This is a genomic window from Sphingomonas alba, assembly GCF_023516555.1.
GTDB lineage: Bacteria > Pseudomonadota > Alphaproteobacteria > Sphingomonadales > Sphingomonadaceae > Sphingomicrobium > Sphingomicrobium album.
This window is the reverse complement of record NZ_JAMGBD010000002.1, coordinates 340227-351962: the sequence shown is the minus strand read 5'-3', so window position 1 is coordinate 351962 and position 11736 is coordinate 340227. Positions and strand designations below refer to the sequence as shown.

Sequence of the window (11736 nt, the reverse complement as noted above, 5' to 3'; positions counted from 1 at the left end):
TATGAAGGCCTTGCTCAGCCACGAACCCGGTCCGCCCGAAACGCTGCGATTGACCGACGTGCCGGAGCCGACGCCGGGACCGGGCGATCTTCTCGTCCGAGTCCGCGCCTGCGCGATCAACTATCCCGACGTGCTGATCATCGAGGACAAATATCAGTTCAAACCGCCGCGGCCCTTCGCACCGGGTGGAGAAATCGCGGGCGAGGTGATCGGTGTCGGTGAAGGAGTCGCTGACTGGCAGGTAGGTGACCGCATCATCGCGGTGACGGGCCACGGCGGACTTGCGGAGGTTGTGACCGTGCCATCGAAAATGGCTTACCACCTGCCCGCTGGCCGCAGGTTCGAGGAAGGTGCGGCGCTGCTGCTGACCTACGCCACCTCCATCCATGCATTATACGATCGTGGAAAGCTTGCCGCTGGGCAATCGTTGCTCGTGCTCGGCGCCGCTGGCGGCGTTGGATTGGCGGCGATCGAACTCGGCAAGGCGAAGGGCGCGCGGGTCGTTGCCGCCGTGTCGGGTGAGGAAAAGGCGCAGGCAGCCCGCGAAGCAGGAGCCGACGAGGCCATCGTCTATCCACGCGGGCCGTTCGACAGGGACGGGCAGAAAGCCTTGTCCGAATTGTTCAAGGGCGCGGTCGGGCCGAATGGCGCCGACGTCATCTACGACCCGGTCGGGGGCGATTATGCAGAGCCGGCCTTGCGGGCGATTGCGTGGGAAGGGCGGTACCTCGTTGTCGGCTTCCCGGCGGGCATCCCGAAGCTGCCGCTCAACCTGACGCTTCTGAAAAGCTGCGACGTCTGCGGGGTCTTCTGGGGGGCATTCGCAGCTCGCGACCCGAAAGCCAATGCCGCGCATGTCGCGGAGCTTTTCCGCCTGTGGGAGGCGGGGCAAATCAATCCGAAGGTCAGCGCCACCTATCCGCTGGAGCGAGCGGGTGAGGCGATCACGGCAATGGCCAACCGGCAGGCAATCGGCAAACTGGTGGTGACGCTCTGACCTAACAGGCGATCGTAAGCGTCCCAAGCGACTTGGGCACGACAGTGTCGTTGAACGCGCTGAAGACGTGCTGGACTTCGAAGCTGCCGGTCGTGCCGCGGCCCGTGGTGCATAGCTCGGCAGGGATCGTCACTTCATAGCTGCCATCTCTGCTGCGGCTGGGAGGGATGACCTCGGTTGCCGTTCGCGGCGCCTGCCCAGCGGGGGCGTCCTCGGTAAAGCGCAGGTTGATCGCGTCGATCGGCAAATCTGTCGTCGCCACCTGGAGGCGGATCGTCTGGCCGCCGCGCGCGATTGGACAGGGCGCAAAGCCATTGCCGCCGGGTGCGACGCACAATGCCGCCGGCCTGGCAGCCGGGCTTGTCTGGGATGAGGCGGCGGACGCGAGCAGGAGCGCGCCGGGCAGCCCCAGTGAAAGCATGAGGAAGCTGCGGGTCATAGATGACCTCCGGTGCGCGCCCTTACTCCTCCGGGCAATCAGGGACAACCGCAGGTGCTGGAAAGCGTCCCGTGCAGTCTAGATTGGCGAAGGCACGGCGTCCGGGACTTGCTGCCGGGCCTTCCGGAACGGTTCGCGTCGCTGGTAGGCAAGGCTCTTCCACACCCATTCCATCGGGCCGTTATCGTAACTTCGCATCCAGAGGTTCGCAGCAATCAGCTCGGCGACGATAACGACCGCCGCTACCGCCATGAGCTTGGCCTGGCCCCACACGCCAAACATGTTGAGGCCCCAGGGTGCGAAGAGGATCCACATCATCAGGAAGGACGTGCCGAGATAAACGGTAAGCGGCATGCGGCCGGCCGCCTGGAAAGGACTGAGCAGCCGGCGACCGAGCGACGAAGTCAGGATGAGCTGGATCAGGCCGACATGACCAAAGGTGACCAGAAGGCGGGCAATGTCGGTGAGTATCCACTCCCAGTGCGGGCCACGAATGTGCGCCAGCTTGTACCATTCGACGCTGCCACGCAGCCACATGCCCGCCCCATAGCCAACCAGCAGCAACGCCCAATAGGTGCTCTGCTTCGCTTTGCCCTGGATGATGCCCCATCGATAAAAGGCCATGCCGATGAGCATCGTCGCGACAATCTCCGCCTCGATGATCCAGAACCAGCCCATGACGAACTTCCAGCCGTCGAACTGGGCGGTCCAATAAGCTGCGAAGGTCGAGTGACGCGCCTTGTCGGCATCGGCAATCTTCTTCTTCGCCTCGGCATTCTGGGCCGGCAGCTGGATCCAGTCGAGGACCTGCTTCCTGTCGTCCTGCAGGGCCTTTTTGTCGGCCTCGTTAAGCTTCTTGCCCGACGCTTGCGCCGTCTGGATCTGTTCCAGCTTGTCGTGCTTCGCCTGAGACTCGCGATAATCTCCGAGGCCATTCAGCGTCAGGGCGACGAGGAAGATCGACGCAAGGCCGCACAATGCCTTCGGACCGAGCTTGCGGAAGGGGAACAGGAATACGGCAGCAAGCCCGTAGACCAGCAGGATGTCGCCGAACCACATAAGCAGGAAGGCATTGGCTAGGCCGAACAGAGCGAGCCAGATGTTGCGTCGATAATGCAGGTCGGCAACCGCGACCGGCCCGTCGGGCTCCATCGCTCTTCGCGCCATGATCAAGATGCCCGCGCCGAACAACAGCTCCAGCAAGCCGCGCTGGGTGCCGTCCATCCATGTCATCCGGATGAAGGTCGTCCACCAGTCGGCATTGGTCCAGGTGGGGTAGCGTTCATCGAACAGGATGAACTCATATCCGCCCATCACCGGAATGTTCATAAAGAGGATGAAGAGGATGGCGAGGCCGCGGATGACGTCGAGCGACGCGATCCTTTCCGAGCCGCGAACACGGTCGATTCCAAGATTTGCTTCGGCGTTCATTTGCTAGCCCCCCGGCATAATGACGACGCCGCGACTGGATGCCCCCATTCGGGTCCACCGGCAAGGTGAAATGCTGGATTGCCGGGGTGCGTGCTGGACGGGGCGGCGAGGGGTCACTATCTGCCCACCGAACAGGGTTAAGGAGTGTAGATGTCGACTTTCGATGACCGCGAGCGTGCTTTCGAGGCCAAATTTGCCCGCGACGAGGAGATGCAGTTCCGTATCATCGCTCGCCGCAACCGGCTGCTCGGCGAATGGGCCGCGCGGCTGATGGGGCTTAACGAGGCCGAGTCCGAAAGCTACGCCAAGGATGTGATCCGCGCGGACTTTGAGGAAGCCGGCGACGACGATGTCGTCCGCAAGGTCCTGGGCGACCTGACCTCGGCCGGCGTCGACGCCGACGAATCCCAGATCCGCGAGGCGCTCGGCCACAAGACGGTCGAGGCGCGTCGCCAGATCATCGAGCAGACCAACTGATGCCGATGCGCGCGGAAGAGATCGAAGCGATGATTGTCGCCGCCATCCCCGATGCGCGCGTCGAAATCCGCGACCTTGCAGGGGACGGCGACCATTATGCCGCGCGGGTCGTCAGCGAGAGCTTTGCCGGCATGAACCGGGTGCGCCAGCACCAGGCCGTTTATGCGGCGCTTAAGGGCAAAATGGGGGGCGAGCTGCACGCCTTGCAGCTGGAAACGGCCATCCCTTCCGGAGATCATCAATGAGTGACGCAAAAGAGCGCATCGACGCGCTGCTGAAGTCGAACGACGTCGTCCTGTTCATGAAGGGTACGGCGCTCTTCCCGCAGTGCGGCTTTTCCAGCCGGGCGGTCGCAATCCTCGACCACCTCGGCAGCCAGTATGAGACTGTCGACGTCCTGCAGGACCAGGAGATCCGCCAGGGCATCAAGGAATATTCCGACTGGCCGACCGTTCCGCAGCTTTACGTAAAGGGCGAATTCGTCGGCGGCTCCGACATCATGATGGAAATGTTCGAGAGCGGCGAACTCCAGCAGCTGGTCGGCACCAAGGCCGCCTGAGCCGGAATCAAAAAGGGCGGCTCGTGGGACCAGAAACCTGCCGAGCCGCCCTTTGATTTGGTTGTGGAACCAAGTGGACGACAACATAGAAGCAATGGCCGTGCCAATTTGATAAAATGGCTGAAAACGGCCATTTTCCGGCGAACAAATCTCCGCGCCCCAGCCTTCATTGTCAGAAAATCCGACACACGCCTTTCGACGAACGGCGGTGATTGCCTGTTTACAGCTGTAACCGTTACGCCTACACATGTAGTCGAAAGGGTAAGTCATGGATCGGCGAATCAGCGACGCAGAATTGCACGTGATGGAGGTGCTGTGGGCCACCAATGAGCCGCTCACGGCTACGGAAGTCGCTGACCGGATCGAGCCCGAGCGCGAATGGACGCTCGCCACCGTCAAGACCATGTTGTCCCGCCTCGCCGCCAAGGGCGCGCTCTCGCATCGCGAGGAAGGCCGCCGCTATCTCTATTCGCCGGCGATCGAGCGCGAGACCTATGTCGGCGGTGAATCCCGGCGGTTCGTCGATAGATTGTTCGGCGGCCGTCTATCGCCGCTTGTCGCGCGCCTGGCCGAAGAGGATGCGCTCGACGACGACGACATCGCCGCGATCGAGGCGATCCTGAAGGAGCTCAAGTCATGACCTCCTGGCTGCTTGGCACCCTGCTTGCGACTTCGCTGCTGGTCGCGCTCGTGCTCCTCATCCGCGAGCCCGTCCGGCAGCGTTTCGGCTCCCGCGTCGCTTATGGCCTGTGGTTGATCCCCGCGGCGCGCCTGCTCATGCCGACCCTGACCCAGACCATCGAACGGCAGGTCCCGGCCAGCGTGCCCGTCCAGCCTTTGGTCCGCCCGGTGGTCGATGAGCCGCTGCTGCTGACCAGCTTCACGCCGCCGACTCCGGGCCTGTTCGAGCAGATCGGCGGTTGGCCGACCATTTTCCTGACGGTCTGGCTAGGCGTCGCGGCTGGGCTGTTCCTGTCGCGCATCGCGGCCTTCTTTCGCGACCGCAGGGTCATCCTCGCCAACGGACACGAGGTCGGTCGCATCGGCTCGATCCGCATCGTCCAGTCGAGCGAGGTGCCGAGCCCGGTTGCTTTCGGGATCATCGACCGGGTGATCGCAGTGCCGGCGAATTTCGAGCGCCTGTACGACGAACGCGAGCGCGCATTGGCGCTCGATCACGAACTTGCCCACCACCGTTCCGGCGACCTTGTCGCCAACATCTTCGCCTTTGTCCTCCTCTGCCTCCAGTGGTTCAACCCGCTCGCCTGGGTCGCCCATGCTGCTTTCCGCTTCGATCAGGAAGCCGCGTGCGACGCCCGGGTGCTGGACAAAGCCGTGGCCCGCGACCGCGCCGAATATGGCCGCGCGATCGCCAAGGCCGCTTCGGGAAGGGCGCTGCTGTTCGCCAGCACGCTCGATCGCAAGCACACCCTTCACAGGAGGCTGAAGTCCATGTTGAATACCGCCACCGCCGGCAAGCGTACGACCGGCAAGTTCATGATCCTGGCAACCGTCGCCGTCGCCTTGCCGCTGACCGCCACCCGCGCGGTCGATTATATCGACGTGCCGGCACCGCCTGCACCGGTCGCCCCGGTTGCGCCGCCTGCACCAGCCACTCCGCCGGCGCCCGGAACGCCTGCCGCGCCCTTGGCTCCGATGGCGCCGGCTTCGTTGTCCGATGAGGCCGGCACGGCGACCGCGCCCTTGGTCCCGACCGCTCCGCTGGCTCCCACGGCGCCGCCTGCGCCACTCGCGCCGCTAGCGCCTGCTGCGCCGCTGGCGCCAATGGCCCTGCCGGCGCCGCCAGCGCCGCCGACGCCGCCAGCCCGCCACGGCCACACCAGCTTCAACGTCAACGGCGACAACGTCTTCATCAACGGCAAGACCAAGCGCTGGAACGAACTGACGCCGTCCGAAAAGGCTTATGTCCGCAGTGAACTGGCCCGGGCGCGCCAGGAGTTGAAGAACACCAAGATCGACCGTGCTGAAATCGACCGTGAAGTTCGCGAGGCACTCAAGGAAGCTCAGGCCGACCATGCCGACATGGCGCGCGAGCTTGCCCAGGCGAAGGTCGAGATTGCCAACGCCATGCGCGAAATCGATGCCAATGCCGAGGAGCTTCGCCGCGCCGGCCAGAACCCGGAAGCGATCAAGGCGCAGGTCCGTGCTTCTCTTGCCCAGGTCCAGGCGATCGACGTCGACAAGATCCGCCGTGAAGCCATGGCGTCGGTCGACCCGGCCAAGATCGCTGCCAGCGTCGCCCAGGCCCAGGCCCAGATCGACAAGGCTCAGGCCGAAATCGACCGGATGGAAGACAAGCTGGACGACAATTAAGAGCTCGAAGCGGCGCGGCGGCGGCCCCTCAGGGGTGCGCTCGCGTGGCGGGGGCACTGCCGGCGGGGAGGCCGTCGGCGGTGCCCCTATTTTATTACGCATTCGCATCGACTAGAGACCCGCGGCCTTCGACTTAATCTGGGTGGGTTCATGGCACTAAACCGTCACTGCGGGGTTGGGAGCCAGGAATGAGCCGCGAAGACCCTTGGGATGCGTATTCAGCGCACGGGCCGACCCGCCTGTTTTGCGACGTTACGCAGAGCTGGTCCGCGGTCGGCGGCGGCGTCGGTACTTATTTGCGGCACAAGCGCCAGCACATCCTGTCGACCATGCCGCACCGGCATTTGCTGATCGTCCCCGGGCCGCGTGACGAGATTGTCGAGGAGGAGCGGGCGATAACCGTCACAATCGCATCGCCGAAGGTGCCGGGAAGCCCGAACTACCGCCTGCTCCTCCGCACCGGCGCGGTCCGCGAGGTGCTGGAGCGCTTCAAGCCCGACCTCATCGAATGCCAGGATGCCTATGTCTTGCCGTGGACGGCCATTGGTCACGCCAGACGGAATCCAGGAGTGGCATTGGTCGCCGCTTACATGACCGATTTCCCAACCGTCTATGTCGAGCGGCCCTTCCGCAAGGTGATCGGCAAGGCCCTGGCCAGCGCCGCGTCGCGCCTCTGCTACTGGTATTGCGGCAAGCTCTACAGCCGCTTCGACGGTATGTTCGCGCTGTCGGAGAATGGCGGCATGACCAAGCTGCAATCGCTTGGCATCGACCGGATCGAGGTTGTGCCGCTCGGGGTCGAGCTTGGCGATTTCTCGCCCGACAGGCGGGATCCGCGGCTTCGCCAAACGCTCGGCATCGAGGGCGGAGCGCCGCTCCTTGTCTATGCTGGACGGCTCGACGGCGAGAAGCGGGCACAATTGCTTGTCGACGCCTTCGAGATGCTGCCGCGAGCATTGGGCGCGCACCTGCTACTGATCGGCGACGGGCCATTGCGCGAGAGCATTGTCGCAATGAATGATCCGCGCATTCACGCGCCGGGTTATGTCAGCGACCGGTCGGAGCTGGCGCGCTCGCTGGCAAGCGGCGACATTTACGTGTCCGGCATGGCCGATGAGACGTTTGGCGTGTCGATCGTTGAAGCCCAGGCCTCGGGCCTGCCTGTCGTCGGCGTCGCCGCAGGCGCAATGGTCGACCGTGTCACGGACCTGATCGGCCGCCTCGGCCCGGTCGACGATGCCCGCGCCCTGGCCGACAACATCCTCGCGGTCTGGAATTCGGATCCCAAGGCAATGGGCGAGGTAGCCCAACATCACGCCCGTCAGTACAGCTGGGACCGGAGCATGTCCGATTTGTTCGGCAGCCTCTATCCCAAGGCATTCCGCCGCGTCTGGGCGCGGGCGGCCCAGCCGGCTCGGCAGGTCGTCCCTGCGCTCGCGGATGCGTGAACATAATTTCATGATTTAAGGGGTTCACGCCGCCTACCGATCAGCTAAGCCTTTGGCGCGGGAGGCAAAGATGACGAAGCGTGCGATATTTTTGGTGGTTGGCCTTGGTCTGATGGCGACGGCTGCACCGGCCCAGCTTGTCACCGACCCCCTGGGAGGCGCGGACACGTCCGCCGACGACACCCAGCTGAAATCGCTTGTCGACAGCTGCCCCGGCCACAAGTTCGAGACGACCGTCATCACCGGCCCCGGCCGGGGCTCGAAAGTGAAGATTTGCGGCGAGGCTGGCCAATCGGATACCGACTGGCTGGTAACCCTCCAGGACTCCATTCAGAAGACCGAGGCGGACGAGGAAATGGCGCCGCGCGTCAAAAGCCAGATCATCACGGCACTGAAGAACGAAATTGCGAAACTGGAAACGACCGCCGGCTCCAATCCGACCGGAGGCACGGTCAAGGAGGCGCCCGCGGAGTACGCGCTCAACCTGCCGGCCGAAAGGGTCGCGCCCAGCGAGAGGCCGCCTGAATATTCGAGTCTGCCGCCCTTGCCGGCGCCGAAGCGCTCGACACCGTTGAAGCTTGCCAACGGGACGGTGCTTCCAGCGACACCGGCGCCCGAGCCGGTGGCGAGGCCGAACCTGGTCGTCCGCTGCGCAGTCCCGCATGAGACCTTCGCGACCTGCTCGCGGCTTGAGCGCGAAAGCCAGGTCCTCGTCCGCGCCGAAGAGGACATGCCCGCCGGGACCAGCCTGCGCTTCCTGCGCGGTGACGATAATCGCGCCGAGCTGGACCTCAGCCAGCTGAAGAAGGGCGATACATTGAAGGAGCGCCTGCCCAGCCGGGTCTGCTCGGGGGTGATGCGCGGCAAGGTCCGGGTCCAGGTGATGAACAAGGGGCAGGTCGCCGAAACCCTGGGCCCGTGGGCGCTCTACTGCGCGTCTTGAGGACGCGTTCAACTCTCGTTCAGTACATTTGTTAATTCTGCTCCCTTCGCGACGAGAGGGGAACAGCAATGAATCAAATACGCCTCATCCTGGCGGCAAGCGTGGCCATGGCCGGCCTGGCATTCGCGGTGCCGTCCGCAGCGCATCCTGAACATGCGACGAAGACTGAAGAAGTCCGCACGATCAAGATCATCAAGACGGATGGCGACAAGGAAATCGCCATCAATTCGGACTCGGACAAGTTCGTCGCCGACTGCGGCAAGGGCCGCAAGTTCGAATCCTCATCTAGCAGCGGTGACGACAAGAAGAAAAACGTCAGCAAGATGGTGCTTTGCTCGGATCCGGGCGAAAGCGATGCCGACTGGGCGAAGACGCTCAGCAAGGCGCTGGCGGATATCGAAGGCGATAAGGACATGCCGGCCGACGCCAAGGCGCAAATCGTGGCCGACTTGAAGAGCGAAATCGCCAAGATCGGCAAGTAGGCGGTACTTGGTTTAGGGGCGCTTCACGGCTAGGTCACCGCCGTGGACGCCCCCTACGCACGGCTGGAGCAGGTCGAGCCCGGCATCGCCCGGGTTCTGGCGCATAATCCGTCAGCTTTCACCTATTACGGAACGCAGACTTATCTGGTCGGCGACAACGAACTCGCGGTCATCGACCCCGGACCCGATCTGGAAGACCATATTGCGGCGTTGATCGATGCCATTGCCGACCGGCCGGTCGTCGCCATCTGCTGCACGCACACGCATCGCGACCACAGCCCGGCAGCGAGGCCTCTCGCCCAAGCGACCGAAGCTCCGATCATCGGCTGCGCGCCACTGGCGCTGGAAAGCGTCGGGCCGCGCCTCGATGCCGCATTCGACGGCGACTACGTGCCCGACCGCATCCTTGAGGACGGTGAGAGCATCGAGATCGATGGCCGATTACTCACCGCGGTCGCAACGCCCGGTCACACCTCGAACCATCTCTGTCTCGCTTATGGCGACGCCTTGTTCACCGGCGACCACGTCATGGGCTGGTCGACGACGGTGGTCTTCCCGCCCGATGGCGAAATGGCGGCCTACATGGCCAGCCTCGACAAGCTCAGGCATCGTCAGGACCGTATCTATTACCCCGCCCACGGCCAGCCGGTGACCAAGCCGCGGCAATATGTACGCGGGCTGATGGGGCATCGCCTGCACCGCGAAAAACAGATCCTGAAGCTGTTGAGGGCAGGCCCGCGCGACATCCCAGGAATCGTCGACGGCGCCTATCCGGGCCTCGACCCTCGCCTGACTGCCGCGGCCGGCGGATCCGTGCTCGCGCACCTTTTGGACCTTCAGAGGCGCGGGCTCGTTAATGTGGATGTGGACATATGGAAGGCCGCCTGAACAAATCGCTGGCGATCGCCGCAGTCGTGGTCGCGTTGCTGATCGGTTTCCTGGTCGGCGGCATCGCCGACATCGGCAAGCGCCTGTTCGGTGGCGCCGACCCCGAAAGCGTCGTAGATTCCAGCCTGCAATCGATGCACGCCCAGAACCGCCTCGTGCCGTTCGTCGCGCGTTTCGTCTCCGTAACCAGCTCGAAGCAGGAAAAATTCGGCCTCTCCGCCGAACGGACGCTGATCCTGCCAGGGACGGTCCGCTACGAACTCGACATGGCCAAGATCGAGCGCGACGACCTCTCCTGGGATAAGGCGACCAAGACACTGAGCGTCGAATTGCCGGAGATTGAAATCGCCGGTCCCGAAGTCGATCTCAAGGCCGCGCGCGAATACGGTTCCGGGGGCATACTTTCCGCGTTGAGCAATGCCGATACGCAACTCGATGACGCCAACCGCGGCCTCGCGATCGACGATTTGCGCAAGCAGGCGGGCGCGCCTGTTCCACTGCATCTGGCGCGCGAGGCGGCGCGGCAAGCCATCGAGCGCAGCTTCGCCATGCCGCTCAACGCCGCCGGCATCAGCGACGCCAAGGTGGTCGCCCGTTTCGGCGACGAGCCGAAAGCCCAAAAGCCTAGCTATCTCGACCGCTCGCTCACATATAACCAGGCGATAGAGGAGGCGCGGAAACGCCGCGCTGGAGAGACGACCAAGTGACTGCACAGCCGCAAAGCCTGAAGGGCATCGACCTGCTTTCCGAAATCGCGCGCCTGAAGAAGGAGCGCAACGCGGTCATCCTTGCCCATTATTACCAGAAGCCTGAAATCCAGGACCTCGCCGATTTCGTCGGCGACAGCCTCGATCTGTCGCGCAAGGCGGCGGCGACGGACGCCGATGTCATCGCCTTTTGCGGCGTCCGCTTCATGGCCGAGACGGCGAAAATCCTTTCGCCGGAAAAGACGGTCATCCTGCCCGACATGGATGCCGGCTGCTCGCTTGAGGACAGCTGCCCTCCCGAACAGTTCAAGGCGTTCCGCGAGGCCCATCCGGACCATATCGCGCTGACCTACATCAATTGCTCGGCGGCGGTGAAGGCCCTGAGCGACATCATCGTCACCTCGTCGAGCGCTCAGATCATCCTGGACCAGATTCCGAAGGACCAGAAGATCATCTTCGGCCCCGATCGCCACCTTGGCGGTTATTTGTCGCGTACGCTCGGCCGCGAAATGCTGCTGTGGCCCGGTATCTGTATCGTCCACCAGGCTTTCAGCGAAACCGAATTGCTCAAGCTCAAGGCCGAGCACCCCGGCGCTCCGGTCGCGGCGCATCCGGAATGCCCGCCGCATATCGTTGACCATGCCGACCTCGTCGGCTCGACCAAGGCGATCCTCGACTTCGCCATTAATTCGCCGAGCCAGACGATCCTGGTCGCCACCGAGCCGCACATCATCCACCAGATGGAAAAAGCGGCACCGGGCAAGACGTTCATCGGCGTCCCGGGCGGGGACGGCAACTGCAACTGCAACATGTGCCCCTACATGGCGCTCAACACTCTAGAGAAACTCTACGTCGCCCTCCGCGACCTAGAGCCTCGCATCGAACTGGATGCCGACACCATGGCCAAGGCCCGCTTGCCGCTGGAGCGGATGCTGGAGATGGCGGGGCGGACGGTAGGGCAGGGCGATGTCGGCGCCCCGATCATTCACAAGCCCGAAGCGATCGACCCCAAGATCAGCGGCGACTGAGCC

Annotated in this window: 14 protein-coding genes; 12 read left to right on the top strand and 2 right to left on the bottom strand. The window is 63.8% G+C overall.

Annotated elements, in window-relative coordinates; translation table 11 throughout:
• Window position 1: 1 nt before the first annotated feature.
• Window positions 2-997 carry an NADPH:quinone oxidoreductase family protein gene (locus LZ536_RS11535; RefSeq protein WP_249848933.1) on the top strand — a complete coding sequence of 332 codons (996 nt, stop codon included), beginning with the start codon at window positions 2-4 and terminating at the stop codon, window positions 995-997.
• A 1-nt stretch (window position 998) separates the two neighbouring features.
• Here LZ536_RS11535 and LZ536_RS11530 read toward each other — a convergent pair whose 3' ends face one another.
• Window positions 999-1436 (bottom strand): hypothetical protein, encoded by a 438-nt coding sequence (locus LZ536_RS11530; RefSeq protein WP_249848932.1) that lies wholly within the window; start codon window positions 1434-1436, stop codon window positions 999-1001.
• A gap of 78 nt (window positions 1437-1514) precedes the next feature.
• The gene (locus LZ536_RS11525) at window positions 1515-2867 is read right to left on the bottom strand and encodes a DUF418 domain-containing protein (RefSeq protein WP_249848931.1); all 1353 of its coding nucleotides are present in this window, start codon (window positions 2865-2867) and stop codon (window positions 1515-1517) included.
• 150 nt (window positions 2868-3017) lie between these two features.
• Here LZ536_RS11525 and LZ536_RS11520 point away from each other — a divergent pair, with 150 nt between their 5' ends.
• The 11 genes from LZ536_RS11520 (at window position 3018) to nadA (ending at window position 11733) form a co-directional block, all read left to right on the top strand.
• A complete protein-coding gene (locus tag LZ536_RS11520) occupies window positions 3018-3344 on the top strand; it encodes a DUF1476 domain-containing protein (RefSeq protein ID WP_249848930.1) in 327 nt (108 codons plus the stop codon).
• On the top strand, window positions 3344-3589 hold the full coding sequence (locus tag LZ536_RS11515; RefSeq protein ID WP_249848929.1) for a BolA family protein: 246 nt from the start codon (window positions 3344-3346) through the stop codon (window positions 3587-3589). Before LZ536_RS11520 ends, LZ536_RS11515 begins: the two co-directional genes overlap by 1 nt.
• The gene (gene grxD, locus LZ536_RS11510; RefSeq protein ID WP_249848928.1) at window positions 3586-3903 is read left to right on the top strand and encodes a Grx4 family monothiol glutaredoxin; all 318 of its coding nucleotides are present in this window, start codon (window positions 3586-3588) and stop codon (window positions 3901-3903) included. The genes LZ536_RS11515 and grxD overlap by 4 nt, the downstream gene beginning before the upstream one ends.
• 268 nt (window positions 3904-4171) lie before the next feature.
• Window positions 4172-4543 (top strand): BlaI/MecI/CopY family transcriptional regulator, encoded by a 372-nt coding sequence (locus tag LZ536_RS11505; protein WP_249848927.1) that lies wholly within the window; start codon window positions 4172-4174, stop codon window positions 4541-4543.
• Window positions 4540-6237: a M56 family metallopeptidase gene (locus LZ536_RS11500; protein WP_249848926.1), complete on the top strand. Its 1698-nt coding sequence runs from the start codon at window positions 4540-4542 to the stop codon at window positions 6235-6237. The genes LZ536_RS11505 and LZ536_RS11500 overlap by 4 nt, the downstream gene beginning before the upstream one ends.
• A 188-nt stretch (window positions 6238-6425) precedes the next feature.
• Window positions 6426-7685, top strand: a complete 1260-nt coding sequence (locus LZ536_RS11495) for a glycosyltransferase (RefSeq protein ID WP_249848925.1) — start codon at window positions 6426-6428, stop codon at window positions 7683-7685.
• Window positions 7686-7755: 70 nt separating this feature from the next.
• Window positions 7756-8628 (top strand): hypothetical protein, encoded by an 873-nt coding sequence (locus tag LZ536_RS11490; RefSeq protein ID WP_249848924.1) that lies wholly within the window; start codon window positions 7756-7758, stop codon window positions 8626-8628.
• 68 nt (window positions 8629-8696) lie between these two features.
• Window positions 8697-9110: a hypothetical protein gene (locus LZ536_RS11485; protein WP_249848923.1), complete on the top strand. Its 414-nt coding sequence runs from the start codon at window positions 8697-8699 to the stop codon at window positions 9108-9110.
• Window positions 9111-9152: 42 nt separating this feature from the next.
• Window positions 9153-9998 carry an MBL fold metallo-hydrolase gene (locus LZ536_RS11480; protein ID WP_249848922.1) on the top strand — a complete coding sequence of 282 codons (846 nt, stop codon included), beginning with the start codon at window positions 9153-9155 and terminating at the stop codon, window positions 9996-9998.
• Entirely contained in the window at window positions 9983-10705 is a 723-nt protein-coding gene (locus tag LZ536_RS11475) for a DUF4230 domain-containing protein (RefSeq protein ID WP_249848921.1), read from the top strand. The genes LZ536_RS11480 and LZ536_RS11475 overlap by 16 nt, the downstream gene beginning before the upstream one ends.
• Window positions 10702-11733, top strand: a complete 1032-nt coding sequence (gene nadA, locus LZ536_RS11470; protein WP_249848920.1) for a quinolinate synthase NadA — start codon at window positions 10702-10704, stop codon at window positions 11731-11733. The genes LZ536_RS11475 and nadA overlap by 4 nt, the downstream gene beginning before the upstream one ends.
• Window positions 11734-11736 lie beyond the last annotated feature (3 nt).

Bases quoted from the DNA above. Each gene is read 5' to 3' on its own strand.
- LZ536_RS11535 (WP_249848933.1), top strand. From the start codon at position 2: ATGAAGGCCTTGCTCAGCCACGAACCCGGTCCGCCCGAAACGCTGCGA.
- LZ536_RS11495 (WP_249848925.1), top strand. From the start codon at position 6,426: ATGAGCCGCGAAGACCCTTGGGATGCGTATTCAGCGCACGGGCCGACC.
- LZ536_RS11505 (WP_249848927.1), top strand. From the start codon at position 4,172: ATGGATCGGCGAATCAGCGACGCAGAATTGCACGTGATGGAGGTGCTG.
- LZ536_RS11530 (WP_249848932.1), bottom strand. From the start codon at position 1,436: ATGACCCGCAGCTTCCTCATGCTTTCACTGGGGCTGCCCGGCGCGCTC.
- LZ536_RS11520 (WP_249848930.1), top strand. From the start codon at position 3,018: ATGTCGACTTTCGATGACCGCGAGCGTGCTTTCGAGGCCAAATTTGCC.
- LZ536_RS11500 (WP_249848926.1), top strand. From the start codon at position 4,540: ATGACCTCCTGGCTGCTTGGCACCCTGCTTGCGACTTCGCTGCTGGTC.
- LZ536_RS11485 (WP_249848923.1), top strand. From the start codon at position 8,697: ATGAATCAAATACGCCTCATCCTGGCGGCAAGCGTGGCCATGGCCGGC.
- LZ536_RS11525 (WP_249848931.1), bottom strand. From the start codon at position 2,867: ATGAACGCCGAAGCAAATCTTGGAATCGACCGTGTTCGCGGCTCGGAA.
- LZ536_RS11475 (WP_249848921.1), top strand. From the start codon at position 9,983: ATGGAAGGCCGCCTGAACAAATCGCTGGCGATCGCCGCAGTCGTGGTC.
- LZ536_RS11515 (WP_249848929.1), top strand. From the start codon at position 3,344: ATGCCGATGCGCGCGGAAGAGATCGAAGCGATGATTGTCGCCGCCATC.
- LZ536_RS11490 (WP_249848924.1), top strand. From the start codon at position 7,756: ATGACGAAGCGTGCGATATTTTTGGTGGTTGGCCTTGGTCTGATGGCG.
- grxD (WP_249848928.1), top strand. From the start codon at position 3,586: ATGAGTGACGCAAAAGAGCGCATCGACGCGCTGCTGAAGTCGAACGAC.